Below are 25,959 nucleotides of genomic sequence, written 5' to 3'. Positions count from 1 at the left end.
AGGGCAGGCCGTAAGGCATTGAGGAGAAGCTCATGGCCGGCGCAAAAGAGATACGTAGTAAGATCGCAAGCGTCCAGAACACGCAAAAGATCACTAAAGCGATGGAGATGGTCGCCGCTTCCAAAATGCGTAAATCGCAGGATCGCATGGCGTCCAGCCGTCCTTATGCAGATACCATGCGCAAAGTGATTGGTCACCTTGCGAACGGTAATCTGGAATATAAGCACCCCTACCTGGAAGAGCGCGATGTAAAACGCGTGGGCTACCTGGTAGTGTCGACCGACCGTGGTCTGTGCGGTGGCTTGAACATTAACCTGTTCAAAAAAGTGCTGGCGGATATGAAAGCATGGTCCGATAAAGGCGTTCAGAGCGAACTCGCGATGATCGGCTCTAAAGGCGTCTCTTTCTTCAATTCCGTTGGTGCCAACGTGGTAGCTCAGGTGACCGGTATGGGTGATAACCCGTCCCTGTCTGAACTGATCGGCCCGGTGAAAGTCATGCTGCAGGCTTACGACGAAGGTCGTCTGGATAAGCTTTATATTGTTAGCAATAAATTTATCAACACCATGTCTCAGGTTCCGACCATCACTCAGCTGCTGCCGTTACCGGCTGCAGAAGATGAAGAGTTGAAGCATAAATCCTGGGATTACCTGTATGAACCCGATCCAAAAGCGCTGCTGGATACGCTCCTGCGCCGTTATGTTGAATCTCAGGTTTATCAGGGTGTTGTTGAAAACCTGGCCAGCGAGCAGGCCGCACGTATGGTGGCGATGAAAGCCGCGACCGACAATGGCGGCAGCCTGATTAAAGAGCTGCAGTTGGTATACAACAAAGCTCGTCAGGCCAGCATTACTCAGGAACTCACCGAGATCGTCGGTGGTGCATCCGCGGTATAACCAGGTTAATTCGTAGAGGATTCATGATGGCTACTGGAAAAATTGTCCAGGTAATCGGCGCCGTGGTTGACGTCGAATTCCCTCAGGATGCCGTACCGCGCGTGTACGATGCTCTTGAGGTTCAGAATGGTAACGAGACGCTGGTGCTGGAAGTTCAGCAGCAGCTCGGCGGCGGTATCGTACGTACCATCGCCATGGGTTCTTCCGACGGTCTGCGTCGTGGTCTGCAAGTAACAGACCTCCAGCACCCGATCGAAGTCCCGGTAGGTAAAGCAACACTGGGTCGTATCATGAACGTGCTCGGTCAGCCGATCGACATGAAAGGCGACATCGGTGAAGAAGATCGTTGGGCTATCCACCGTTCTGCGCCGTCCTATGAAGAGCTCTCCAGCTCTCAGGAACTGCTGGAAACCGGCATCAAAGTAATCGACCTGATGTGTCCGTTCGCCAAGGGCGGTAAAGTCGGTCTGTTCGGTGGTGCGGGCGTAGGTAAAACCGTAAACATGATGGAGCTGATCCGTAACATCGCGATCGAGCACTCCGGTTACTCTGTGTTTGCGGGCGTGGGTGAGCGTACTCGTGAGGGTAACGACTTCTACCACGAAATGACCGACTCCAACGTACTGGATAAAGTATCCCTGGTGTACGGCCAGATGAACGAGCCGCCGGGAAACCGTCTGCGCGTTGCACTGACCGGCCTGACCATGGCTGAGAAGTTCCGTGACGAAGGTCGTGACGTTCTGCTGTTCGTCGACAACATCTACCGTTATACCCTCGCCGGTACTGAAGTATCCGCACTGCTGGGCCGTATGCCTTCAGCGGTAGGTTACCAGCCGACGCTGGCGGAAGAGATGGGTGTTCTGCAGGAACGTATCACCTCTACCAAAACCGGTTCTATCACCTCCGTTCAGGCGGTATACGTACCGGCGGATGACTTGACTGACCCGTCTCCGGCAACCACCTTTGCGCACCTTGACGCAACCGTGGTACTGAGCCGTCAGATCGCTTCTCTGGGTATCTACCCGGCCGTTGACCCGCTGGATTCCACCAGCCGTCAGCTGGATCCGCTGGTAGTTGGCCAGGAGCACTACGACACCGCGCGTGGCGTACAGTCTCTGCTGCAGCGTTATCAGGAACTGAAAGACATCATCGCCATCCTCGGTATGGATGAGCTGTCTGAAGAAGACAAACTGGTGGTTGCTCGCGCTCGTAAGATCCAGCGCTTCCTCTCCCAGCCGTTCTTCGTTGCGGAAGTATTCACCGGTTCTCCGGGTAAATACGTCTCCCTGAAAGACACCATCCGTGGCTTTAAAGGCATCATGGAAGGCGAATACGATCACCTGCCGGAGCAGGCGTTCTACATGGTCGGTTCCATCGACGAAGCCGTGGAAAAAGCCAAAAAACTTTAACGCCTTAATCGGAGGGTGATATGGCAATGACTTACCACCTGGATGTCGTCAGCGCAGAGCAACAGATGTTCTCTGGTCTGGTCGAGAAAATCCAGGTAACGGGTAGTGAAGGTGAACTGGGTGTTTTCCCGGGTCACGCCCCGCTGCTCACCGCCATTAAGCCTGGTATGATCCGCATCGTTAAACAGTTCGGTCATGAAGAGTTTATCTACCTGTCCGGCGGCATTCTCGAAGTGCAGCCTGGCAGCGTGACCGTTCTGGCTGATACAGCAATTCGTGGCCAGGATCTCGACGAAGCGCGAGCTCTGGAAGCGAAGCGTAAAGCAGAGGAGCACATCAAAGGCTCTCACGGTGACGTGGATTACGCTCAGGCGTCTGCAGAGCTGGCGAAAGCTATCGCGAAACTGCGTGTTATCGAGTTGACGAAGAAAGCGATGTAACACCGGCTTGAACGTTAAAAAGCCAGTCTGGTCTCCAGGCTGGCTTTTTTTATGGCTGCGTTTCAGGAAAAATGAAACTAAAAAGGTGTTTTAATATTTTGTGATAAATGTCACAAAAATGTTGATCGATTTAACAGCGAGGCGTAGACTCCTTTTCTGTGATGTACATCACATAACCAAATTCAAAAAAGGAAGCCATCATGAAACTGATCAACAAAATCATCGCTATGTTCAGCAACATGAACGTCTCTTTCGGCACGTTCAATCACTGATTGCTGTGATGCCGTGTGGCGCTGCGCTGACTCCGCCTGGAGAAGCGAGCGCCATCGGGCTATCACTTCAGCGCAGCCTCCACCGCCGCGCTCTCCAGCGCCTTCCCTTCGCTGTTCACGCTTTTTCCCTGCCTGATAAAGTAGTTACTGTTATCAATATTCCCGATCACCGCATCGTCATAGCGACCCGGCGCGCTGCGCACCGATTTGTTGCCGCGAAACACGCCCTGCGTTGAAGCGTCGCCATACGGGCTGGGTCGGAAGATAAAATTGAAGCGCTGGTTATCAGCCGCAATGTTGTTCTCCACCAGCAGCCTGCCGGGATTGAAGTTATCGGTAAACCCATCCAGATGGTTACCCACCGCTTTACTGTTACGGATCTGATGCGCCACCGGCTGCCCTTCTCCGCCAAGCTTAAAGCCGTTACTGGTATTGTTGCGGGCAATTGAATTCTCGATCACCACTACCCCATTGGCACCATCTTCAATCTTGTTAAACAGGTCAAAACCGTCATCGATATTGTCATGGGCGTAGCAGCGGATCAGCCGGTTCCCCTCCCCTACGCGCATTTTTACCGCGAAGCCGTCGGCGTTAATCTTGCCCGCATCTTCATTGCCCCAGGACTCTGAATCGACCACCCGGTTATCGCTGGCCCACAGCGCGCGGCCAATCTTCTCCGGGGAGGAGATCTGAATGCCGGTGTCGTCGTTACGCCAGGCAACGACCTTTTCAATCAGGTTATGGCTGCCCTGGATGCGCAGGCTCTTGTCCGTTACCTCAATCCCTTTGATACGCCAGTAGCTGGCATCAAGCAGCAGGCCATGGATCACCACTTTGCCTTCTGCTTCCAGCGTTTTGCGCTGTTTGAGCAGACCGCTCGCCGTCAGCGGGATTTCGGTATAGGGGTAATCACCAGCCTGCAACACGATTTTGCCGCCCGGCGGCAGCAAGCGGATTGCCGTGGCGATATCCAGCGGTGCGGCGGCGGTGCCGGCGCCCTCTGCCGTACCCTGCGGCGCAACATGCAGCGTCAGTGCCACCGGGTCGACCTTCTCAACCTTGACCTGTTGAACCACGGCTTCACCTCCCGCTTTTGGGGTGAAGGTGAGCGCAAAAGTGGTGTTTTGTTTCAGCCGCGTCGGCAGGGTGTACATCTCGCCCGCTTTTATCGGTTTCTCATTACCAATCACCACTTCATTCTCCCGCACGCTGAAGCTGCCATCGTAGTTGGCCCGCGCCTGGAGCTGGTATTTCTCACTGCCGCTTTGTGCAGGCGAGGCGATTTGCACCACCACCGGTAACGCGGGTGGCTGCCAGGGCGCAGAAGCAACCGTGTGGGCTTCTGAGGTGGTTAACGAAGCATCGGTAACGGTGATTTTCGCGTTACGCGAGGCGAAGAAGCCGACGTAATAAAATGCTTTGTCCTGTACCGCAATGAGATCGGCGCGTGGGATCTGCTGGCTTACCCATTGCTCGCTCCCGGCGGGTGCCCAGCTAGTGATAAAGCCGTTATCCGTACGCTCAAGCTTAAGCCGAAAAGTCGGGGTCTTGCGCAGATCGACCTCTTCCCGATAGCTGGTTTTGACAATCGCTGCGCCGGCGTTGCCCCACGGCTGCGTGATGCCCTCCCGGCTGATAGCCTGCATTTTGACGCGGAAATTATCCTTTTTATCCTGCGTCATAATGGCGTTCATCACCATATTGGAAGCGGCAGGAAACTCTTCATACCCCTCTTGCAGCGGCTGCTGGCGCGCGGGGCCGATCACATCGCGCACCAGCAAGCCCGCACCCTCTTGTGCCGCAGGCTTTGCGCCATTTTCCGGGCCAAACTGATCGACGGTGACGGTCGCTTGCAGCGTAAAGTTTTTGCTGACCGGCAGCGTTGTATAGAAGAAGGTGAGGCCATCATGGGAGTTGGCAATTTTGCCGCCGCGGCTCTCAAGGGTGATGGGCTTTGACAGATCGGCGATCGTTTCGGGTGTGAGCTTCTTACCCGCAATTGTCACATCATTGACGCCAATCTTTCTGGCAAGCACGTTCGATGAGAAATTGAGATCGGTCGACTGACCGAAAGCAATGGCTCTCCACTCTGCCGTGGGTTCAGCGAAGGTTGGGGCGCAGACAAGAGAACTGCATATCGCGAGGGCCAGAGGTATTTTATAATTCATTTTATTCTCCTGATGGATAATTGCCGTTTATTATCATCAATATGAAACGGTGTTTCTTTTTTACGGCTCACACTCTTTGCTTAATAAAACGTCGTTTTGTTTTGTGCGATCTTTATTCAGGATGAAAAATAACGGCTAACTCATTGTATAAATGAGCAGCAGTGAAAAATGGAGCGACTTTCTGGTCGTAAACTGCTTTACTCTGCCGATAAAAAGCGCGTTAGCGGGCGCCTGGCGTGGAATGTTGCACGTTTCACCAGCACTCCATTTCATGCTACAAAATATGTAGTATTTTCAATATGAAAGAGGTTAACTTCTTTCCCAAATAATAGTCAGGACGAATATGTTGAACTCAAAAATGAGCGTGGTGATCCTTGCGGCTGGCAAAGGCACACGCATGTACTCCGATCTTCCCAAAGTGCTGCATACTCTTGCAGGTAAAGCGATGGTGCAGCATGTCATTGATGCTGCTACGAAATTGGGTGCGGATCATGTTCATCTCGTATACGGCCACGGTGGCGAACTGCTTAAACAGCGCCTCGTAGACGACAAACTTAACTGGGTGCTGCAAGCGGAACAGCTCGGCACCGGTCACGCCATGCAGCAGGCGGCGCCCTTCTTTGCTGACGATGAAGATATTTTAATGCTCTACGGCGATGTGCCGCTGATCTCCGTCGAGACCCTTGAGCGCCTGCGTGAAGCCAAACCGCAGGGCGGCATTGGGCTGCTTACCGTTAAACTCGACGATCCGACCGGTTATGGCCGCATTACCCGTGAAAACGGCGTGGTCACCGGCATCGTTGAGCAGAAGGATGCCACTGAAGCCCAGCGGCAGATTAATGAGATCAACACCGGCATTCTGATCGCCAACGGCGCAGACCTGAAGCGCTGGCTCGCTAAGCTGACCAATAATAATGCGCAGGGTGAATACTACATCACTGACATTATCAGCCTGGCTTACCACGAAGGGCGTGAAATTGCCGCCGTTCATCCGCAGCGCTTAAGCGAAGTGGAAGGGGTGAATAACCGCCTGCAACTTTCGCGTCTCGAGCGTGCGTACCAGGCTGAACAGGCAGAGAAGCTGCTGCTGGCAGGCGTGATGTTGCGCGATCCGTCGCGTTTCGATCTGCGCGGCACGCTCTCTCATGGCCGCGATATTGAGATCGACACCAACGTCATCATTGAAGGCAACGTTACGCTGGGTAATCGCGTAAAAATTGGCGCAGGCGTGATCCTGAAGAACTGCGTGATTGGCGATGATTGCGAGATCAGCCCCTACAGCGTGGTGGAAGATGCCCGTCTGGACGCGGATTGCACCATCGGCCCGTTTGCCCGTTTACGTCCGGGCGCAGAGCTGCTGGCTGGCGCGCACGTGGGTAACTTCGTTGAGATGAAAAAAGCGCGTCTCGGCAAAGGTTCAAAAGCGGGTCACCTGACTTACCTCGGCGACGCGGAGATTGGCGATAACGTTAACGTCGGCGCAGGGGTGATTACCTGCAACTACGACGGTGCTAATAAATTCAAAACCATCATTGGCGATGATGTGTTTGTCGGCTCCGATACGCAGCTGGTGGCACCGGTCACGGTTGCCAAAGGCGCGACCATCGCCGCTGGTACCACCGTTACCCGCGATATCGCCGAAAACGAGCTGGTATTAAGCCGTGTGCCGCAGGTGCACAAGCAGGGCTGGCAACGCCCGGTGAAGAAGAAGTAAAGCAATAAGACCGGATATGCTCAGCGCTATCCGGCACAGATTCAGGGATGAGAGGAAGATAATCCTCCGCCCGCCAGGCAGTACCTATAACAATAACCCCACTCTCTACAAGGCTCGGGGCGTTCGCAAAGCGGACACGTACACGGAATGATTCGCGGCGCCGCAAAACGGTGGCCCGATCGCGACGTGTAAACAGGTTGACCGACAACAAAAGGCATAATGCCAAAATCGGAATCAAAAACTATGTGTGGAATTGTAGGCGCAGTCGCGCAGCGTGATGTTGCAGAAATTCTTCTCGAAGGCTTACGTCGCCTCGAATACCGTGGCTATGACTCTGCCGGTCTGGCAGTCGTCGACGAAAAGGGTCATATGACCCGGCTGCGTCGCCTCGGTAAAGTGCAGATGCTGTCGCAGGCGGCGGAAGATCATCCGCTGCACGGCGGAACCGGTATCGCGCACACCCGTTGGGCAACCCATGGCGAACCGTCGGAAGGAAACGCGCATCCGCACGTTTCTGAACATATCGTTGTCGTACATAACGGCATTATCGAAAACCATGAACCGCTGCGCGAAGAGCTGAAAGCGCGCGGGTATGTGTTTGTCTCCGAAACCGACACCGAAGTGATTGCTCACCTGGTGCACTGGGAGCTGGAACAGGGCGGTACGCTGCGTGAAGCGGTACTGCGCACTATCCCGCAGTTACGCGGTGCCTACGGCACGGTGATTATGGATACCCGTCATCCTGAGACTCTGCTGGCCGCGCGCTCCGGAAGCCCGCTGGTTATCGGTCTCGGCATGGGCGAAAACTTTATCGCTTCTGACCAGCTGGCACTGCTGCCGGTGACCCGTCGCTTTATCTTCCTCGAAGAGGGTGATATTGCGGAAGTGACCCGCCGTAGCGTGACGATATTTGATAAATCTGGCGTGGAAACCAAACGCCCGGACATCGAATCGAGTCTGCAGTACGACGCGGGCGATAAAGGTATCTATCGCCACTACATGCAGAAAGAGATCTACGAGCAGCCGAACGCCATCAAAAATACCCTGACTGGCCGCATCAGCCATGGCGAAGTCGATCTCAGCGAGCTGGGACCGAACGCGAATGAGATGCTGTCGAAAGTCGAACATATCCAGATCGTCGCCTGCGGTACCTCTTACAACTCCGGTATGGTGTCACGCTACTGGTTTGAATCGCTGGCCGGTGTGCCGTGCGATGTGGAGATTGCGTCAGAGTTCCGCTACCGCAAATCCGCCGTGCGTCGCAATAGCCTGATGATCACCCTTTCGCAGTCCGGTGAAACGGCCGATACGCTGGCGGCGCTGCGTCTGTCGAAAGAGCTGGGTTACCTGGGGTCGCTGGCAATCTGTAACGTACCGGGCTCCTCGCTGGTGCGTGAATCGGATCTGGCGATGATGACCAACGCCGGTACCGAAATCGGTGTTGCCTCAACCAAAGCCTTCACCACCCAGTTAACGGTGCTGCTGATGCTGGTGGCGAAACTGAGCCGCCTGAAAGGTCAGGATGCGTCGATTGAGTATGACATCGTGCACGGTCTGCAGGCGCTGCCAAACCGTATCGAGCAGATGCTGTCGCAGGATAAACGCATTGAAGCGCTGGCAGAGGATTTCTCTGACAAGCATCACGCGCTGTTCCTCGGCCGCGGCGATCAGTACCCGATCGCGCTGGAAGGCGCGCTGAAGCTGAAAGAGATCTCCTATATTCACGCCGAAGCCTACGCCGCAGGCGAGCTGAAACATGGCCCGCTGGCGCTGATTGACGCCGATATGCCGGTTATCGTGGTTGCACCGAACAACGAACTGCTGGAAAAACTGAAATCCAACATCGAAGAAGTGCGCGCCCGCGGTGGCGTGCTGTATGTCTTCGCCGATCAGGATGCCGGTTTCACCAGCAGCGACAACATGCACATCATTGATATGCCGCACGTAGAAGAGACGATTGCACCGATCTTCTACACCGTGCCGCTGCAACTGCTGGCCTATCACGTCGCGCTGATTAAAGGCACCGACGTTGACCAGCCGCGCAACCTGGCAAAATCGGTAACGGTGGAATAATCCTAAACTAACGTCATCTGCCCATCGGGAGGGTGACGTTAACCGTAGTGTAAATAAGTCCGGATATGCTCCTTAAAAAAGCATACCGGATTTTTTTATGTCTCAAATTCGTATCACAGTTAACCTGGCTGCCGCGCCTGACCTGCTTTTCTGGAAAATGTCCGGCAGTGAATCGCTCTCTGAACCTTTTGAATATGCGCTCATGCTATTGGGTGAAGATGCCCGCATTGACCGAAGTCAGATCCTCGGGCAGCCCATCACTATTGATATTCCTGCGCAGGGCGGCGTGGTAAGGCGTTATATCAATGGCAGAGTGACCAGCGTTGCCGTCTCTTCCGTCGAGCTATCCGGTGAGCGTTACGCCGCCTATCAGCTCAGCGTTGAGTCCGACCTCTGGCCAATGCGGCTGGCGCGCGATATGCGTATCTTTCAGGCGCAAACCATCCCGCAGATTGTGCAGACCATGCTGTCCGAACAGGGCGTGAAAGTAGACGATCAGCTGACGCAAAGTTACCGCGTGTGGGAATATTGCGTGCAGTACCAGGAGAGCAGCCTGGACTTTATCTGTCGGCTGATGGAGCTGGAGGGGATCAGCTGGTATTTCCGCCACCAGCCGGATAGCCACACGCTGGTGCTGGCGGATGCCGGTACCGCTTTTCCTTCTGCGCCGGGTTATGAGGTGATCCCCTATATTCAAACCGCCGCAGGCGGCGTGGCTGATTTTGAAGGCATCAGCCAATGGTCGCTGCACGATCGCGTCACGCCAGGGCTTTTTAGCACCGAAGATTATGATTTTCGTAAGCCCAACGCCTGGCTGTTCCAGGCGCGGCAGAATCCCGCCTCGCCCTCTCCCGGCCAGATCGATGTTTACGAATGGCCCGGTCGCTTTGTTGAGCAAAATGACGGCGAATATTATGCCCGCATCAAACAGGAGCGCTGGCAGGTTGATCATCAACAGATTTCCGCCACCGCCACCGCAAGCGGCATTGCCGCCGGTCATACCTTCCAGTTAACCCATGCGCCGTTTGCGCAGGATAACGGGCGTTATCTGGTGACAAAAACCGTGCTGCACATTGAAGAGAACCGCTATGCCAGCGGTGATGAGGGCGCCAGCTCGCGGTTGATAAACTTCAGCGTTATTCCTGCGTCGCTGGTCTGGCGGCCGGAGCAGCGAACCGCCTGGCCTCGCACCTATGGTCCGCAGACTGCCCGCGTTGTTGGCCCCGCCGGGGAGACGATATGGACCGATAAATATGGCCGTATCAAGGTGAAATTCCACTGGGATCGGCTGGGCAAGAGTGATGAAACCAGCTCCTGCTGGGTGCGTGTCTCCAGCGCGTGGGCGGGCCAGGGGTTCGGCGGCGTGCAGATCCCGCGCGTCGGCGATGAGGTGGTGATTGATTTTATTAATGGCGATCCCGACCGGCCCATCGTCACCGGGCGCGTCTACAACGATGCGAATATGCCGCCATGGGCGCTACCCGCCGCCGCCACGGTGATGGGGTTTATGACGCGCTCGAAAACCGGCAGCTGTGACAACGCCAGCTATCTGTTGTTTGAGGATAAGCTCGGCGTTGAGCGGGTCGATATGCATGCCGAAAAGGATATGAATATCTCCGTTGAGAACAACCAGGCGATCACCGTTGGCGGCAACAGAAGCCTGACGGTGTCGGGTGAGCTTGCCGATGAGGTGACAAAAAAAGCGGACTTTACATACCACGCTACCCGCACCACGCTGGTGGAGCAGAAGGACACGCGCACGGTGAATAATGGCGAAGAGCTGACGGTCACCAATGGGCGCGTGAAGAGCGTCACCAGCGGCGGGGAGAAGGTGACGATCAAAGGGGGACGCATTGAGAAGATTGAAGGCGCGGCGTCACAACATGTCACTGCGTTAGTGAGCTATACCTTTGATAGCGGCGTCACCTCGACCATTACCGGCGATCGTCAAGAGCAGATTTCTCAACACCTGACGCAGACCATCGAGGGAAATAGCGCGGCCACCATCAACGGCAGGTGGGATCAGACCGTCGCCGAAGGGGCGAAAATCTACTCGCCGAAGACGATCACCATTGAGAGCGCGGAGAAGGTACATATTAAGACGCCGCATGCGTTTGAATATAAAGATCATAAAGAGACGGCATCGCTTTTCTCTTTTGATTTCACCGCCCTCAAGGTTGCTACCGAAGGCTCTTCATTCACCCTGTCAGCGATAAGCAAGGTAGGTTTAACGAGCCTGAAGTTCGATAAATCGGCATTTGATTTAGCCTCGCATGAAGGGCGCGTCGCATTTGGCAAAGCGATGATGCAGTATGGCCAGGTCATGGCGTCGGTTCATGGCTTAACGATGTTTATGTAAGGGATTGAGTATGAAGATTGCGATCGCTTTTTCTGTCCTCTTTATCGTAGGGATGATCGCCTACATCGTTTACCTGTTTAATCGCGATCACCGCATCCAGACCCAGGGGCGCGACCTGCAGGCCACCATCGAAGAGGTGAGCTATATCAGCTCTAATGATAACGGCACTCAAAATATCCGTTACCGGCTGGCGATCCATGATGGGAGCGTGACGCGCTCGGTCGAGGGGAAAGAGACCATTGCTGCGTTCAACTCGCCGAAAATGCAGAAAGGGCAGAAGGTCGACATTAAGTACCTCGATGACCAGCATATTCTGTTTATTTTTGATAAGCAGGAGTCGTCGGCGAACCCGGGGTAATGCGGGATGAAAAAGAGGCTGCCAGCCGGCAACCTCTTTAGACCCTATTTTACTTTCTGGCTCAAGTCAGCAAGCTGTTTCTCAAGGGTGCTGATGCTGCGCTGCATATCGTCGACTTTACGGCTGAGATCGTCATTGCTTCTTTTCAGCTCATCTCTTTCGCGGCTCATCTTTTCAAGGTCACTTTCCATGCCCTTAATTTTATCCTGCTGCTTAGGGTAATCGCGCTGGATCTCGGAAAGGGTGCTTGCGCTGAGATCAGATGCCGGTGAGATATACGTTTTTCCTTGGGCAGACGAGCCCTGTTCATAGGTCATCAGTGTATCGCCCGAATAGTGGTTGGACATGAAATATACGGGGTCATCTGCTGCCTGGCTGGCGGTAGCGGGTAACAACATCAGCAATCCTGTCGCGAAAACAATTGTTCTGTTCATACTCATCCTTAGTGTCCACTCAGTGGTGTTAACAACGCCTGTTCAACACCGCTATATACATATGAAAACCAGGGTTTGTCTCCTACCTCTTTTCAGTAGCGATGAAGGATAAAAAATCAGCATTGGATGATTGCGAAGTGCGTGGGAAAGCGCGTGGTAGAGGCGGGCATTTTGCGTAAAATTTATTCGGTCAGGGCGAGCAGCCTCGCCTTTTCAGCTACATTTGGATTGTCATAAAAATAAAACATCAGCCAATTGTTAAGGTGTTCTCTAACCTTAATATTTTGATTTTTATAGCTAATAAATATTGGTGCTACGAAAAGCCGCCGCTGTCATCAAACAGTAACAATCGTTGCATATAACTGTCATCAAAGTGTCCTATTTTGCTCCGAGTAGCAACTCAAACAACGATTTACGATTCCTGCAGGAGACATTATGAACGTTATGCGTACCACTGTCGCAACTGTTGTCGCCGCGACCTTTTCTCTGAGCGCTTTTGCTGTCAATGCCGCAGCTAGCCTGACTGGTGCGGGCGCAACTTTCCCTGCGCCGGTGTATGCCAAGTGGGCTGATACCTACCAAAAAGAGACGGGCAATAAGGTCAACTATCAGGGCATCGGCTCCTCCGGTGGCGTGAAGCAGATCACCGCCAAAACCGTTGATTTTGGCGCATCCGATGCACCGCTTTCTGACGAAAAACTCTCCCAGGAAGGTCTGTTCCAGTTCCCGACCGTCATCGGCGGCATCGTGCTGGCTATTAACGTACCTGGCGTAAAATCTGGCGAGCTGGTTCTCGACGGTAAAACCCTGGGCGATATCTACCTCGGCAAAATCAAAAAATGGGACGACGCGGCTATCGCCAAACTCAACCCGGGCCTGAAACTGCCTTCACAGAACATCGCCGTGGTTCGCCGCGCGGACGGTTCCGGTACCTCGTTCGTCTTCACCAGCTACCTGGCGAAAGTGAACGAAGAGTGGAAATCTAAAGTCGGTTCTGGCTCTACCGTTAACTGGCCGACCGGTCTGGGCGGTAAAGGTAACGACGGCATCGCCGCCTTCGTTCAGCGTCTGCCGGGCTCAATCGGTTACGTTGAGTACGCTTACGCTAAACAGAACAACCTGACCTACACCAAACTGATGTCTGCCGACGGCAAAGCCGTTAGCCCGACCGAAGAGAGCTTCTCTAACGCGGCAAAAGATATCGACTGGAGCAAATCCTTCGCCCAGGACCTGACCAACCAGAAAGGTGCTGACGTGTGGCCAATCACCTCCACCACCTTCATCCTGGTACACAAAGAGCAGGCGAAACCTGAGCAGGGCGCTGAAGTGCTGAAGTTCTTTGACTGGGCGTACAAAAACGGCGGCAAACAGGCTAACGATCTCGACTACGCAACCCTGCCGAGCAGCGTTGTTGAACAAGTTCGCGCCGCATGGAAAACCAACGTGAAAGACAGCAGCGGTAAAGCCGTTTACTAATCGCTGATTTTTGAAGAACATGGCGGATGGCGCTTACACCATCCGCCTTACAGATCCTCTGTAGGCCCGGTAAGCGCAAGCGCCTGCGGGCAACTTCGTAAGACGTCAAACTGAAGAGTAATTTATGGCTGCAACCAAGCCGGCATTTAACCCACCGGGTAAAAAAGGCGACATGATCTTCAGCGCACTGGTAAGACTGGCTGCGCTGATTGTGCTATTGCTGCTGAGCGGCATCATCGTTTCGCTGATTTTCTCCTCCTGGCCCAGCATCCAGAAATTTGGTTTCTCCTTCCTGTGGACCAAAGAGTGGGATGCGCCGAATGAAATTTACGGCGCGCTGGTGCCCATTTACGGCACCATCGTGACCTCTGTTATCGCACTGCTGATCGCCGTGCCGGTGAGCTTCGGTATCGCGCTGTTCCTGACGGAACTCTCGCCCGGCTGGCTGAAGCGCCCGCTGGGTATCGCCATTGAACTGCTGGCGGCGATCCCGAGTATCGTTTACGGCATGTGGGGGCTGTTTATCTTCGCCCCGCTGTTCGCGACCTACTTCCAGGAGCCGGTCGGCAATGTGCTCTCCAATATTCCGTTTGTCGGCGCCCTCTTCTCCGGCCCGGCGTTCGGCATTGGGATCCTCGCCGCCGGGGTGATCCTCGCGATTATGATCATTCCCTATATTGCGGCGGTGATGCGCGATGTCTTCGAACAGACCCCGGTGATGATGAAAGAGTCGGCTTACGGCATTGGCTGCACCACCTGGGAGGTGATCTGGCGCATCGTGCTGCCGTTTACCAAAAACGGGGTGATAGGCGGCGTCATGCTCGGTCTCGGCCGCGCGCTGGGTGAAACCATGGCGGTGACCTTTATCATCGGCAACACCTACCAGCTCGACAGTGCCTCGCTCTTTATGCCGGGCAACAGCATCACCTCTGCGCTGGCGAATGAGTTTGCCGAAGCGGAATCGGGCCTGCACGTTGCGGCGCTGATGGAGCTGGGGCTGATTCTGTTTGTCATCACCTTTATCGTGCTGGCGATCTCGAAATTTATGATCCTGCGTCTGGCGAAAAACGAGGGGGCACGCTGATGGCTACGCTTGAAATGCAGCACACCGCAGAGCTGGCTGAATCCCGTCGTAAAATGCAGGCGCGCCGCCGGTTGAAAAACCGCATCGCCCTGACGCTCTCAATGGCGACCATGGTGTTTGGCCTCTTCTGGCTGGTGTGGATCCTCTTCTCTACCGTGACGCGCGGTATCGACGGCATGTCGCTGGCGCTGTTTACCGAATCGACCCCGCCGCCAAACACTGCGGGCGGTGGTCTGGCGAACGCCCTGGCGGGCAGTGGCCTGCTGATCCTGTGGGCGACGGTAATCGGTACGCCGCTGGGCATTATGGCGGGGATCTACCTGGCGGAGTATGGCCGTAAATCCTGGCTCGCCGAGATTATCCGTTTTATCAACGACATTTTGCTCTCCGCCCCCTCTATCGTGGTCGGCCTGTTCGTCTACACCATCGTGGTGGCACAGATGCAGCACTTCTCCGGCTGGGCGGGCGTGATTGCGCTGGCGCTGCTGCAGGTGCCGATTGTCATTCGTACCACGGAAAACATGCTGAAACTGGTGCCGGATAGCCTGCGTGAAGCGGCTTACGCGCTGGGCACGCCGAAGTGGAAGATGATCTCCGCGATTACGCTGAAAGCCTCTGTCTCCGGGATTATGACCGGCGTACTGCTGGCGGTTGCGCGTATCGCCGGTGAAACGGCGCCGCTGCTCTTTACGGCGCTCTCCAACCAGTTCTGGAGCACCGACATGATGCAGCCTATCGCTAACCTGCCGGTGACGATTTTCAAATTCGCCATGAGCCCGTTTGCCGAATGGCAGCAGCTGGCCTGGGCCGGGGTGCTGATTATCACGCTCTGCGTACTGCTGTTGAACATCCTGGCGCGCGTCGTCTTCGCCAAGAATCGACACGGTTAATTTTTGCGACGCGGCGAAGGCGGCGTCGAGTTGAGGAAAGAGATAAATGAGTATGGTTGATACTACGCCGGGCAAGATTCAGGTTCGTGATTTGAACTTCTATTACGGCAAATTCCATGCACTGAAAAACATCAGCCTGGATATTGCCAAAAATCAGGTGACGGCGTTTATCGGGCCGTCTGGCTGCGGTAAATCCACGCTGCTGCGCACCTTTAACAAAATGTATGAGCTCTATCCTGAGCAGCGCGCGGAAGGCGAAATCCTGCTGGATGGCGACAACATTCTCACCAATACCCAGGATATTGCTCTGCTGCGCGCGAAAGTGGGCATGGTGTTCCAGAAACCGACGCCGTTCCCGATGTCGATTTACGACAACATCGCCTTTGGCGTGCGTCTGTTTGAAAAGCTTTCGCGCCCGGATATGGACGAGCGCGTGCAGTGGGCCTTGACCAAGGCCGCATTGTGGAATGAAACCAAGGATAAATTGCACCAGAGCGGCTACTCTCTCTCCGGCGGCCAGCAGCAGCGTCTCTGCATCGCGCGCGGCATTGCTATTCGCCCGGAAGTGCTGCTGCTGGATGAGCCTTGCTCGGCGCTGGATCCCATCTCAACCGGCCGTATCGAAGAGCTGATCACCGAGCTTAAGCAGGATTACACCGTGGTTATCGTGACGCACAACATGCAGCAGGCGGCGCGCTGTTCCGATCACACTGCGTTTATGTATCTCGGTGAGTTGATTGAGTTCAGCAATACAGACGATCTGTTCACCAAGCCTGCGAAGAAGCAAACGGAAGATTACATTACCGGGCGCTACGGCTGATTGCCGAACCACAGAGGTGGCAGCCACCTCGTTACCACGTGAAATTTGTCGGGCATTTGGAGTGCACCATGGACAATCTGAACCTTAACAAACATATTTCCGGGCAGTTTAACGCTGAGCTGGAAAGTATTCGCACTCAGGTCATGACGATGGGTGGAATGGTGGAGCAGCAGCTCTCGGATGCGATCACTGCGATGCATAACCAGGACAGCGAGCTGGCAAAGCGCGTTGTTGAAGGGGATAAGCAGGTCAATATGATGGAAGTCGCCATCGATGAAGCCTGCGTGCGCATTATCGCCAAGCGTCAGCCAACGGCGAGCGATTTACGCCTGGTGATGGCGATCATCAAAACCATCGCCGAGCTGGAGCGCATTGGCGACGTGGCGGATAAAATCTGCCGCACGGCGCTGGAGAAGTTCTCCCAGCAGCACCAGCCGCTGCTCGTCAGCCTTGAGTCGTTAGGCCGCCATACCGTGCAGATGCTGCATGATGTGCTGGACGCCTTTGCGCGGATGGACATTGACGAAGCGGTGCGCGTCTATCGCGAAGATAAGAAGGTGGATCAGGAGTATGAAGGCATTGTGCGCCAGCTGATGACCTACATGATGGAAGACTCCCGCACCATTCCGAGCGTGTTGACCGCCCTCTTCTGCGCCCGCTCTATCGAGCGTATCGGCGACCGCTGCCAGAACATCTGCGAGTACATCTTCTACTTCGTTAAAGGCCAGGATTTCCGCCACGTTGGCGGCGACGAGCTGGATAAGCTGCTCGCCGGAAAAGATCCGAAAGAGTAAGCACAATAAAAACCCCCTCGTGATGAGGGGGTTTTGCTTCACGCTGACTTACTGAGTAACTGACCGGCAAGCGTTGCGAGCTCATCGCATTGCCACAGCTTCTCCCGCCAGCGGTGCGGGATCCCCTCCACGCCGTACCAGGCACCAGCCAGCTGCCCGGCAATCGCCGCAGTGGTATCCGCATCGTCGCCAAGGTTGGTCGCCAGCAGGATCGTCTCTTCGAAACTCTCCCCGTGGGCGAAGCACCAAAGCGCCGCCTCCAGGCTTTGCACGCAGTAACCGGTGCCGAACACCTCCGCACGCGATTTCTGCCGGTAATGCCCTTCGGCGATCTGGCGCAGATTAGCCTGTTCCGGCAGCTGCGCAATATCTGTCAGCGTGTCGGATTTACTCTTGCCCTGTAGCGCATTGATAAGCATCTGCGCGAAGAGACGACAGCTGGCCAGCGCTTCTGGCGCGGCGTGCGTTGTTCGCGATGACGCTTCGGCATACTCCAGCGCCTTTGGTACATCCGGATAGAACCAGAGCACTACCGGCGCCAGCCGCATCAATGAACCGTTGCCCGCCGTGCGCGGATCGCTCGAGCCAGCAAAGGGTTCGCCGTCGTGCGCAAAGCGCTGCAGCGCGGATGAGACAGTCATGCCGATATCAAAACAGGTCCCCGTGGAGCTTAAATAGCCCCACTTCCACCAGTTCAGATAGCGGTTCATCTGATCGGTCGCATCAAACCCTTTACAGGCGATCAGGCTGTGCGCGAGGCAGAGCGCCATGGAGGTGTCATCCGTCCACTGCCCGGCTTTTAAATGAAACGGGCCGCCGCCGACCATATCGGTGACCGGGGTAAAGCTCTCTCTGGGACTGAACTCTACCGTTGTGCCAACCGCATCTCCGGCCGCGAGGCCGAGCAAACACCCTTGATAACGCGCAAGTAAATCCGACATCTTTTATTCCTTATTTCGGGCAAGTCGTCAGGAGAAATCTGCCCACAGACGCAGCTTCCCGCAGTGGAGGCAGCGGAAGAGGTAGCCCTGACAGTCGCCGCCGTCGCGCAGATACTCCTGTAGTTTGTTGATATCCATACCAAAGGCCCGGCAATCGGCGTCCAGATCGGCAAACTGATCCAGCTTGTCGGCTATCTCTTTCCAGCCAACGTAACCGATAAAGGCGCAGAAATCATTGCAGTGCGCCAGCCAGTGTTCCTGCTGCCAGCCGCAATAGCCGGGTGTGCGTTGCGTCAACTCAGCAACGGTAGCTTCCGGCCACGAACTGCTAAAGCCGGTAAATTCGCCCTCATCATCAAACTCCCCTTCGACACCTTCAAGGCTGCAATCATCCTGAAATGTGCCGTTGAATTTCTCTGCTGCTGAGCCATCGGCAATGCACCACGGGCAGAGCGTATCGACATCTTCCGCAGTAAAGAACGGGTTGGTGTAGTAGACGTCTGTTGGCTGTGAGCAACAGGCGCAGGTCACGGTTTTGCCTTCAGAGAAGACGCCCGTTTCCAGGGGCTGTGGATGGTATTTGAATACCGGGAGAGGGCGATTATTCTGGTCCATAAAAACATCCTGTTTTGTAGGTAAGTTAGCGCGTAACAGACCACCCGCGAGCGCGCCACAATGCTGGCAGCTGTGCTAAGTCAGTAAATGTCGTCACTTTTGGGTGATCGATAGGTACGTTATGCGGGTCGGCGCAGAAGTAAAAGACTTCCATCCCTGCCGCAATGCCAGATTGCGCTCCGGCGGCGGAATCATCCACCAGAATGCACTTCTCCGGCGAGACATCGAGTACCTCTGCTGCATGGTACATTAACGCTGGATCGGGCTTCCAGCGCTGGATGTCATAGCCACTGAACAGTTTTTCCGGAAAGTGGTGCAACATCCCAAGTTTACCTAATGAGTGTTGCATTTTGCTCACTGGCCCGTTAGAGACCACGCACATGGGAACGCTAACGGCATCAAGCAGTGCGCTGGCACCCGGAATCACCTCCAGCTCGCTGTCGAACAGACGCGCTACTTCGGCGCGATAAACCGGCTCGAGCAGCGCTTTATCCAGCGCTTTACCGTGCTCTTCGCCGATAACATCAATAATTTCATACAGTTTCATGCCTTTGAAACGCTTAAAGACCTCTTCGAGATCCAGCGTAATGCCAACGGTTTGAAACATATGAACGTATGCGCGGGAACAGATTACTTCGCTATCGACCAGGGTGCCGTCACAGTCGAAAAAGATCGCTTCAATGTGGGACATGCCATTTCCTGTGATTACAAGTTTAACGATTACTTAACGCAGATTGCCGGACGCAATCGTTGCCGTATAAGCAAATTCAATGAAAAAAAGTGCGTGATAACCGTCAATACTGCCTCATTTTGGTATAGGATAGCGACGAATTTTCCCTCCTATTCCGGAAATTGATAATGAGCCAACAACAGACTTCCCAGGCCTCTCGCCCGGGGTTGCTTGACCGCGTGTTCAAACTGCGTGACCACGGCACAACGGCGCGCACCGAAGTGATCGCCGGCTTCACGACGTTTTTAACGATGGTCTACATCGTTTTCGTTAACCCGCAAATTTTAGGCGTCGCCGGAATGGATACCAGCGCAGTTTTTGTCACCACCTGTCTGATTGCTGCGTTCGGCAGCATCCTGATGGGTCTGGTGGCTAACCTGCCGGTCGCGTTGGCTCCGGCAATGGGATTGAACGCCTTCTTCGCCTTTGTGGTGGTTGGCGCGATGGGGCTCTCCTGGCAGGTCGGTATGGGCGCGATCTTCTGGGGTGCGGTCGGTCTGCTGTTGCTGACCATTTTCCGCGTACGTTACTGGATGATTGCCAATATCCCGATGAGCCTGCGCGTTGGCATCACCAGCGGGATCGGCCTGTTTATCGGCATGATGGGCCTGAAGAACGCGGGCGTGATTGTCGCCAACAAAGAGACGCTGGTCAGCATTGGTAATCTGACGTCGCACAGCGTGCTGCTGGGCGTGCTTGGTTTCTTTATCATCGCCATTCTGGCCTCGCGCAATATTCACGCCGCGGTGCTGGTCTCAATCGTGGTGACCACGCTTCTGGGCTGGCTGCTGGGCGATGTGCAGTACCACGGGATTGTCTCTAAGCCGCCAAGCGTGATGTCGGTGGTAGGCAATGTCGATCTCGCCGGCTCCTTTAACCTCGGCCTTGCGGGCGTGATCTTCTCGTTTATGCTGGTGAACCTGTTCGACTCCTCCGGGACGCTGATCGGTGTGACCGACAAAGCCGGGCTGGTGGATGAGAAGGGCAAATTCCCGCGCATGAAGCAGGCGCTTTACGTTGACAGTATCTCCTCTGTTACCGGCTCCTTCTTCGGTACCTCGTCGGTTACCGCCTACATTGAATCCTCTTCGGGTGTCTCGGTTGGTGGGCGTACCGGCCTGACGGCGGTAGTCGTGGGTTTGCTGTTCCTGCTGGTGATCTTCCTCTCGCCGCTGGCGGGAATGGTGCCGGGTTACGCGGCTGCGGGCGCGCTGATTTACGTTGGGGTGCTGATGACCTCAAGCCTGGCGCGTGTGAAGTGGGACGATCTCACCGAAGCGGTACCGGCGTTTATTACCGCCGTGATGATGCCGTTCAGCTTCTCCATCACCGAGGGGATCGCACTTGGCTTTATCTCCTACTGCGTGATGAAAATCGGTACCGGACGTCTGCGTGAGCTTAGCCCGTGCGTGGTGATCGTGGCGCTGCTGTTCCTGCTGAAAATCGTCTTTATCGACGCGCATTAATCCCTTCTCCCTCTCCCAATTTGGGGGAGGGAAAGACTTATCCCAACACTTATTCAGATCAGCGCTTTTTCGGCGGGCAGGCTGGTGAAACGCATCAGGCGGGAAGCCGGATCGTTGGCGCGGGTCAGCACATCAGTCAGGTAGTGCCACCCTTTCTGGCTATCGAACTCCCAGATGCGCAGGCTCTCAATCGCAGGCGCGACCGCAACTGACCAAATCAGCACATCTTCGGCATCGCACATCACTTCTACCTGCGCATGGCGCGTGACGCGAAGCCGCCCGGAGCCGGGCAGTAGCTGGAGCTGCATCGGGTCGTCCTGCATTTGGTGAATCAGCTTCATCACGCTCTGGCGTAGCGTTAACAGCTGCGTTTGCGCTTCACTGGCATCGTTCTGGTTGTTTATCCACAACTGCTCATTGTTGCTGAAGGTGTATTTATGCCCGTGCGGGCTATGGAAGCTGCGCGTCGCGCGCTGTAGCTCCATATCAAGGCCGCACTCGCCTTCGGTAGTGATGGCAACGCCAACCAAATTCCCGGCGTAGGCCAGTGAAAAGCTCGGCAGGCTGCTGTCGGCGAAGCGCGGTCGTCCGCTCTCCTCAACCACCATCTCCGGCAGTTCGCTGATGCCATAAAGCATAAACATCATCTCGGCGAGCAGCGCCCGGGAAGCGATATAACGGGAGCGGCGATGTTCCGGTAGCTGCCCTGCGGCATCAAGGCACGCCTGAGGGAGCCGGGTCGAGACAAGATGGCCTTCTGAAAGGATCCCTCTTGCAAAGTGTGTCGCCATTTTTCGCTCCGTGATAATGGGCTGCGTGAATCAAATCGATAATCGACATTATCGCCTGTGATGAATAGGTTTTAATGCTAAAAGTCCCATCTGAAAAGTCCTAAGGCGTGATATTTACACTTTCTTTCGTCAATAGGGAACACTTTCGGAAAAAGTGATGAAATGACGGCTAACGAGCGCTAAAACGCCCGCCAGCCGTGGGATGAGGGATTATTTACCAATACAGAAGCTGGAGAAAATCCTGCCCAGCAGGTCATCAGAAGTAAATTCGCCGGTGATCTCGCTCAGGCTCTGCTGCGCCAGGCGCAGCTCCTCTGCGAGCAGCTCGCCCGCCCAGGCACCCAGCAGCTGCGCTTTGCCCTGTTGCAGGTGCTCAGCCGCCATTTCCAGCGCCTGTAAATGACGACGACGCGCAAGGAAGCCGCCCTCCATGCTGGTGTCGAAACCCATGCTCTGCTTGAGATGCTGACGCAGCACGTCCACCCCTTCGTTGGTGCGCGCAGAGAGGCGAACAAGTGAGTGATTGTTCACTTCGCTGATCCCCGGCTGTTCTCCGGTGACGTCTGCTTTATTGCGCACTACGGTGATCGGCAATTTTGCGGGTAAACGGGCGATAAAGTCAGGCCAGATATCCGCCGGATCGACGGCGTCGGTGGTGGTGCCGTCAACCATAAACAGCACTCGGTCCGCCTGTTCGATCTCCTGCCAGGCACGCTCAATCCCGATGCGCTCTACTTCGTCGCTGGCTTCGCGCAGCCCGGCGGTATCAATAATGTGCAGCGGCATCCCGTCGATATGGATATGTTCACGCAGCACATCGCGCGTGGTACCGGCGATATCGGTGACGATCGCCGCTTCGCGACCGGCCAGCGCGTTAAGCAGGCTCGACTTCCCGGCGTTTGGACGCCCGGCAATCACCACTTTCATCCCTTCACGCAGCAGGCTTCCCTGGCGCGCTTCGGCGCGAACCGCATCGAGATCGCTTATCACATCATTAAGCTGCGCTTCGATTTTGCCATCGGAGAGAAAGTCGATCTCCTCATCCGGGAAGTCGATTGCCGCTTCAACGTAGATGCGCAGGTGAGTGAGTGCTTCCACCAGATGATTAACGCGGGCGGAAAACGCGCCCTGCAAAGAGTTGAGCGCCGAGCGCGCGGCCTGCTCGGAGCTGGCGTCAATCAGGTCGGCAATCGCTTCTGCCTGCGCCAGGTCGAGCTTGTCATTGAGAAACGCGCGTTCAGAGAACTCGCCCGGTTTAGCGATACGCAGCCCGGGCAGCGTCAGAATGCGCTTTAACAGCAGATCGAGGATCACCGGGCCGCCGTGGCCCTGTAGCTCCAGCACATCTTCACCGGTAAAGGAGTTGGGCCCAGGGAACCACAGCGCAATGCCCTGATCGAGGGCGCTGCCATCGGCGTCCTGAAACGCAAGATAGTCGGCATAACGCGGTTTCGGCAGCTTGCCCAGCACCGCCTGCGCGACGTCGCGCGCTTTCAGGCCGGAGATACGCAGGATGCCCACACCACCGCGTCCCGGTGGGGTTGCCTGGGCGACGATAGTGTCGTTATGGCTCATGGTTTATTTTCCAAAATCTCAAAATAAGAAAGGCGGTCAGTTGACCGCCTTGTCTGAATCTTACCAGTAATACGCAAAATAATTTAAGTTGCAGGAAGGCGGCAAGCTTGTGAGTCCCCAGAAGTTTACATCAGTAAACAACTGGGGGGAGCAAGTGCAGCCAACGCACATGCAGCTTAAAGAATGACGCGTATTAAGAGCTTTTCTTCTCGCGGCTATGGAGACCACGTTTCTCCAGACCACGGTAAATCAGCTGCTGCTGCAGAATGGTTACCAGGTTGCTGACGATGTAGTACAGCACCAGACCTGACGGGAACCACAGGAAGAACACCGTGAAGATGACCGGCATAAAGGTCATGATCTTCTGCTGCATCGGGTCGGTCACGGTGGTCGGCGACATCTTCTGAATGAAGAACATCGTTACGCCCATCAGGATCGGCAGGATGTAGTACGGGTCTTGCGCAGAGAGATCGTGGATCCACAGCGCGAACGGCGCATGGCGCAGCTCAACGGAGCCCATCAGCATGTAGTAGAGCGCAAGGAAGATTGGCATCTGGATCAGCAGCGGGAAGCAGCCGCCCAGCGGGTTCACTTTCTCCGCTTTGTACATCGCCATCATTTCCTGGCTCATACGCTGCTTATCATCGCCCAGACGCTCACGCATAGCCTGAATCTTCGGCTGCAGCATGCGCATTTTCGCCATCGAGGTGTACTGCGCTTTGGTCAGCGGGTACATGATGCCGCGCACGATGAAGGTGATCGCGATGATAGAGAAGCCCCAGTTGCCGAGGAAGCTGTGGATCCATTTCAGCAGCTTAAACAGCGGCTGAGAGATGAACCACAACCAGCCGTAATCCACGGTCAGATCCAGGTGCGGCGCCGCAGCGGCCATCTTGTCCTGAATCTCCGGGCCGACCCACAGGGTGCTGTTCAGTAAGCCAGTCTGGCCTGCAGCGATGGTAATCGGCTGAGATTTGTAGCCGATTGCCGCAACGCCGTTGCCCAGATTCGCGGTGTAGAAGTTATTCGCGCCGTCGTTACGTGGGATCCACGCCGTGGCGAAATATTGTTGCAGCATCGCAACCCAGCCGCCTTTCGAGCTGACGTTCAGGTTTTCGTCATCGGCGATGGTGTCAAACTTGTACTTCTCATACTTGGTGTCCGGCGTGGAGTACGCCGCGCCGCGGAAGGTGTGCAGCGCAAAGTTGCTGCTGCCGGTATCGCGGTGAGAAGGGAGTTTGATGGTCTGCTTCAGCTGACCAAAGGTAGCCACCTGCAGCGGTGTTGTACCGGCGTTTTTCACGCTGTAGCCAACGTTCACCGCATATTCACCGCGTTTCAGGGTGAAGGTTTTGGTGAAGGTGTTGCCTGCCGCATCGGTATAGGTCAGCGGGATCGCCAGCTCGTTCTGGCCTTCTGCCAGTACAAACGCATCTTTATCGACGTTATACAGCGGGCGTGGGCCGTTAGCCGGGTTGTCCGGGCCATTCTGGCCGGTCAGACCGCTCTGCGCCTGGTAGACAAACTCAGGCGTGGTTTCCAGTAACTGGAACGGCTCGGTCGCACCCAGCTCTTTCGGGTACGTCGGGAGCAGTGCCTGCTCAACATCACCACCACGGGTGTTGATGGTCAGCTCAAGCACGTCGGTTTTAACCGTAATCAGTTTCCCCTGGCCACTGGCCGGAACGCTCTGGTCGGCTGCGTTACCCGCTGCGGTGGTCGTAGTCTGCGTGGTCTGCTGCTGCGCCGGAGGAGGATTTTGTTCCTTCTCCCACGTTTGCCAGATCATGAAAGACACGAACAACAAAGCGATGATAAAAAGATTGCGTTGCGAATCCATCGTTAGTGTTCTCTGGTTTTAGAAGGTCCTGGCGGGACGGGATCGTCGCCACCCGGATGTAAAGGGTGGCATTTTAATACGCGTTTCACTGTCAACCAACTGCCTTTTAACACCCCAAACCTGCGCAAGGCCTCAATTCCATAGTGAGAACAGGTAGGGGTGAAACGGCAGTGCGGCCCGAGTAGCGGACTAATCAGGCGTTGGTAGACCCGTATAAGGGCTATCAGGACCCTTGAGCCTGGCGACAATGGCGGCGCCATAATTTTTCCAACGCTTCCGTGAGAGCACGGTTATCGAGGTCAGCAACCCCTTTCTTTGCCACCACCACAAAATCCATGGCCGGCAGGTCATGTTGGTGCAAACGAAAACTTTCACGCGTCAGACGTTTAATCCGATTGCGTTCATGTGCGCGTTTGACATTTTTCTTGGCGACGGTAAGACCGATACGGGGATGCCCCAGCGAATTCAGGCGGCCGAGGATGGTGATTTGCGGCGTGCCAGCCCGTTGTGGCTGCTGGAAGACGAATGTGAAATGAGTGGGAGTTAACAAACGTAACTCCCTGGGAAAAGCGAGCTTAACCACTCAGGGGTTAGCTTTTATTACTTGGAAACGGTCAGACGTGCGCGGCCTTTAGCGCGACGACGAGCCAGAACCTGGCGACCATTTTTAGTAGCCATACGAGCACGGAAGCCGTGAGAACGGTTGCGCTTCAGTACAGACGGTTGAAAAGTGCGTTTCATGGCGATTTCTACCTAAACTTGAATAAATTCACTGACTTTTGCGTATGCCCGAACGAATATCGAACGACCGGCG

The 25,959-nt window shown here is 55.2% G+C and carries 24 protein-coding genes; 13 read left to right on the top strand and 11 right to left on the bottom strand.

Annotated elements, in window-relative coordinates; all coding sequences use genetic code 11:
- Positions 1–32: 32 nt before the first annotated feature.
- The 3 genes from atpG to ABIC80_RS16220 are packed head-to-tail and all read left to right on the top strand — an operon-like array spanning position 33 to position 2,745.
- Complete coding sequence (atpG, locus tag ABIC80_RS16230; RefSeq protein ID WP_042714839.1) at positions 33–896, top strand: F0F1 ATP synthase subunit gamma; 864 nt, start codon at positions 33–35, stop codon at positions 894–896.
- Between the two features lie 26 nt (positions 897–922).
- Positions 923–2,305, top strand: a complete 1,383-nt coding sequence (gene atpD, locus ABIC80_RS16225; RefSeq protein WP_042714841.1) for a F0F1 ATP synthase subunit beta — start codon at positions 923–925, stop codon at positions 2,303–2,305.
- 20 nt (positions 2,306–2,325) lie between these two features.
- The gene (locus ABIC80_RS16220; protein ID WP_042714842.1) at positions 2,326–2,745 is read left to right on the top strand and encodes a F0F1 ATP synthase subunit epsilon; all 420 of its coding nucleotides are present in this window, start codon (positions 2,326–2,328) and stop codon (positions 2,743–2,745) included.
- Positions 2,746–3,079: 334 nt separating this feature from the next.
- On the opposite strand, the gene ABIC80_RS16215 is transcribed toward ABIC80_RS16220, so the two are convergent.
- A complete protein-coding gene (locus tag ABIC80_RS16215) occupies positions 3,080–5,185 on the bottom strand; it encodes a right-handed parallel beta-helix repeat-containing protein (RefSeq protein ID WP_429177806.1) in 2,106 nt (701 codons plus the stop codon).
- A gap of 343 nt (positions 5,186–5,528) precedes the next feature.
- On the opposite strand from ABIC80_RS16215, the gene glmU reads away from it, so the two are divergent.
- The 4 genes from glmU to ABIC80_RS16195 all read left to right on the top strand — a co-directional run bounded on the left by glmU (position 5,529) and on the right by ABIC80_RS16195 (position 11,689).
- Complete coding sequence (glmU, locus tag ABIC80_RS16210; RefSeq protein WP_305207171.1) at positions 5,529–6,899, top strand: bifunctional UDP-N-acetylglucosamine diphosphorylase/glucosamine-1-phosphate N-acetyltransferase GlmU; 1,371 nt, start codon at positions 5,529–5,531, stop codon at positions 6,897–6,899.
- A 243-nt stretch (positions 6,900–7,142) separates the two neighbouring features.
- The gene (gene glmS, locus ABIC80_RS16205; RefSeq protein WP_429177804.1) at positions 7,143–8,972 is read left to right on the top strand and encodes a glutamine--fructose-6-phosphate transaminase (isomerizing); all 1,830 of its coding nucleotides are present in this window, start codon (positions 7,143–7,145) and stop codon (positions 8,970–8,972) included.
- A gap of 97 nt (positions 8,973–9,069) precedes the next feature.
- Positions 9,070–11,331 (top strand): type VI secretion system Vgr family protein, encoded by a 2,262-nt coding sequence (locus tag ABIC80_RS16200; RefSeq protein WP_429177803.1) that lies wholly within the window; start codon positions 9,070–9,072, stop codon positions 11,329–11,331.
- 10 nt (positions 11,332–11,341) lie between these two features.
- Positions 11,342–11,689, top strand: coding sequence for a hypothetical protein (locus tag ABIC80_RS16195; protein WP_042714846.1), 348 nt, complete (start codon positions 11,342–11,344; stop codon positions 11,687–11,689).
- A 44-nt stretch (positions 11,690–11,733) separates the two neighbouring features.
- On the opposite strand, the gene ABIC80_RS16190 is transcribed toward ABIC80_RS16195, so the two are convergent.
- Positions 11,734–12,123 (bottom strand): hypothetical protein, encoded by a 390-nt coding sequence (locus ABIC80_RS16190; protein WP_429177801.1) that lies wholly within the window; start codon positions 12,121–12,123, stop codon positions 11,734–11,736.
- A gap of 435 nt (positions 12,124–12,558) precedes the next feature.
- On the opposite strand from ABIC80_RS16190, the gene pstS reads away from it, so the two are divergent.
- From pstS to phoU, 5 genes are all read left to right on the top strand, one after another.
- Positions 12,559–13,599 (top strand): phosphate ABC transporter substrate-binding protein PstS, encoded by a 1,041-nt coding sequence (gene pstS, locus ABIC80_RS16185; protein WP_042714849.1) that lies wholly within the window; start codon positions 12,559–12,561, stop codon positions 13,597–13,599.
- A gap of 124 nt (positions 13,600–13,723) precedes the next feature.
- On the top strand, positions 13,724–14,683 hold the full coding sequence (pstC, locus tag ABIC80_RS16180; protein ID WP_042714850.1) for a phosphate ABC transporter permease PstC: 960 nt from the start codon (positions 13,724–13,726) through the stop codon (positions 14,681–14,683).
- Positions 14,683–15,573, top strand: a complete 891-nt coding sequence (gene pstA / locus ABIC80_RS16175; protein WP_042714851.1) for a phosphate ABC transporter permease PstA — start codon at positions 14,683–14,685, stop codon at positions 15,571–15,573. The genes pstC and pstA overlap by 1 nt, the downstream gene beginning before the upstream one ends.
- Before the next feature lie 46 nt (positions 15,574–15,619).
- Positions 15,620–16,393, top strand: coding sequence for a phosphate ABC transporter ATP-binding protein PstB (pstB, locus tag ABIC80_RS16170; RefSeq protein WP_042714852.1), 774 nt, complete (start codon positions 15,620–15,622; stop codon positions 16,391–16,393).
- Positions 16,394–16,461: 68 nt separating this feature from the next.
- Positions 16,462–17,187: a phosphate signaling complex protein PhoU gene (phoU, locus tag ABIC80_RS16165; protein WP_042714854.1), complete on the top strand. Its 726-nt coding sequence runs from the start codon at positions 16,462–16,464 to the stop codon at positions 17,185–17,187.
- A 38-nt stretch (positions 17,188–17,225) separates the two neighbouring features.
- Here the strand turns inward: phoU and ABIC80_RS16160 are convergent, their stop codons facing one another.
- Genes ABIC80_RS16160 through yieH form a run of 3 tightly spaced genes read right to left on the bottom strand, consistent with a single transcriptional unit; the run spans position 17,226 to position 19,434 of the window.
- Positions 17,226–18,128, bottom strand: coding sequence for an ADP-ribosylglycohydrolase family protein (locus ABIC80_RS16160; protein ID WP_429177799.1), 903 nt, complete (start codon positions 18,126–18,128; stop codon positions 17,226–17,228).
- A gap of 27 nt (positions 18,129–18,155) precedes the next feature.
- Positions 18,156–18,743: a PF03691 family colicin E2 tolerance protein CbrC gene (gene cbrC / locus ABIC80_RS16155; protein WP_042714856.1), complete on the bottom strand. Its 588-nt coding sequence runs from the start codon at positions 18,741–18,743 to the stop codon at positions 18,156–18,158.
- A 25-nt stretch (positions 18,744–18,768) separates the two neighbouring features.
- Complete coding sequence (yieH, locus tag ABIC80_RS16150) at positions 18,769–19,434, bottom strand: 6-phosphogluconate phosphatase (RefSeq protein WP_042714857.1); 666 nt, start codon at positions 19,432–19,434, stop codon at positions 18,769–18,771.
- A gap of 167 nt (positions 19,435–19,601) precedes the next feature.
- On the opposite strand from yieH, the gene ABIC80_RS16145 reads away from it, so the two are divergent.
- Complete coding sequence (locus ABIC80_RS16145) at positions 19,602–20,939, top strand: NCS2 family permease (protein WP_042714859.1); 1,338 nt, start codon at positions 19,602–19,604, stop codon at positions 20,937–20,939.
- A gap of 53 nt (positions 20,940–20,992) precedes the next feature.
- Here ABIC80_RS16145 and ABIC80_RS16140 read toward each other — a convergent pair whose 3' ends face one another.
- The 6 genes from ABIC80_RS16140 to rpmH all read right to left on the bottom strand — a co-directional run bounded on the left by ABIC80_RS16140 (position 20,993) and on the right by rpmH (position 25,886).
- Positions 20,993–21,730: a 4'-phosphopantetheinyl transferase family protein gene (locus ABIC80_RS16140; protein WP_200135081.1), complete on the bottom strand. Its 738-nt coding sequence runs from the start codon at positions 21,728–21,730 to the stop codon at positions 20,993–20,995.
- A 210-nt stretch (positions 21,731–21,940) separates the two neighbouring features.
- Positions 21,941–23,305: a tRNA uridine-5-carboxymethylaminomethyl(34) synthesis GTPase MnmE gene (gene mnmE / locus ABIC80_RS16135; RefSeq protein ID WP_094422653.1), complete on the bottom strand. Its 1,365-nt coding sequence runs from the start codon at positions 23,303–23,305 to the stop codon at positions 21,941–21,943.
- A gap of 193 nt (positions 23,306–23,498) precedes the next feature.
- Positions 23,499–25,145 (bottom strand): membrane protein insertase YidC, encoded by a 1,647-nt coding sequence (yidC, locus tag ABIC80_RS16130; RefSeq protein ID WP_200580263.1) that lies wholly within the window; start codon positions 25,143–25,145, stop codon positions 23,499–23,501.
- Positions 25,146–25,147: 2 nt separating this feature from the next.
- Positions 25,148–25,405, bottom strand: coding sequence for a membrane protein insertion efficiency factor YidD (yidD, locus tag ABIC80_RS16125; protein ID WP_076769289.1), 258 nt, complete (start codon positions 25,403–25,405; stop codon positions 25,148–25,150).
- Positions 25,369–25,728 carry a ribonuclease P protein component gene (rnpA, locus tag ABIC80_RS16120; protein ID WP_076769290.1) on the bottom strand — a complete coding sequence of 120 codons (360 nt, stop codon included), beginning with the start codon at positions 25,726–25,728 and terminating at the stop codon, positions 25,369–25,371. The genes yidD and rnpA overlap by 37 nt, the downstream gene beginning before the upstream one ends.
- 17 nt (positions 25,729–25,745) lie before the next feature.
- Positions 25,746–25,886, bottom strand: a complete 141-nt coding sequence (gene rpmH / locus ABIC80_RS16115; RefSeq protein ID WP_000831330.1) for a 50S ribosomal protein L34 — start codon at positions 25,884–25,886, stop codon at positions 25,746–25,748.
- Positions 25,887–25,959 lie beyond the last annotated feature (73 nt).

Origin of the sequence: Kosakonia sp. 1610 (genome assembly GCF_050435845.1) — a bacterium.
Lineage (GTDB): Bacteria > Pseudomonadota > Gammaproteobacteria > Enterobacterales > Enterobacteriaceae > Kosakonia > Kosakonia cowanii.
This window is presented reverse-complemented; position numbering and strand designations above follow the sequence as displayed.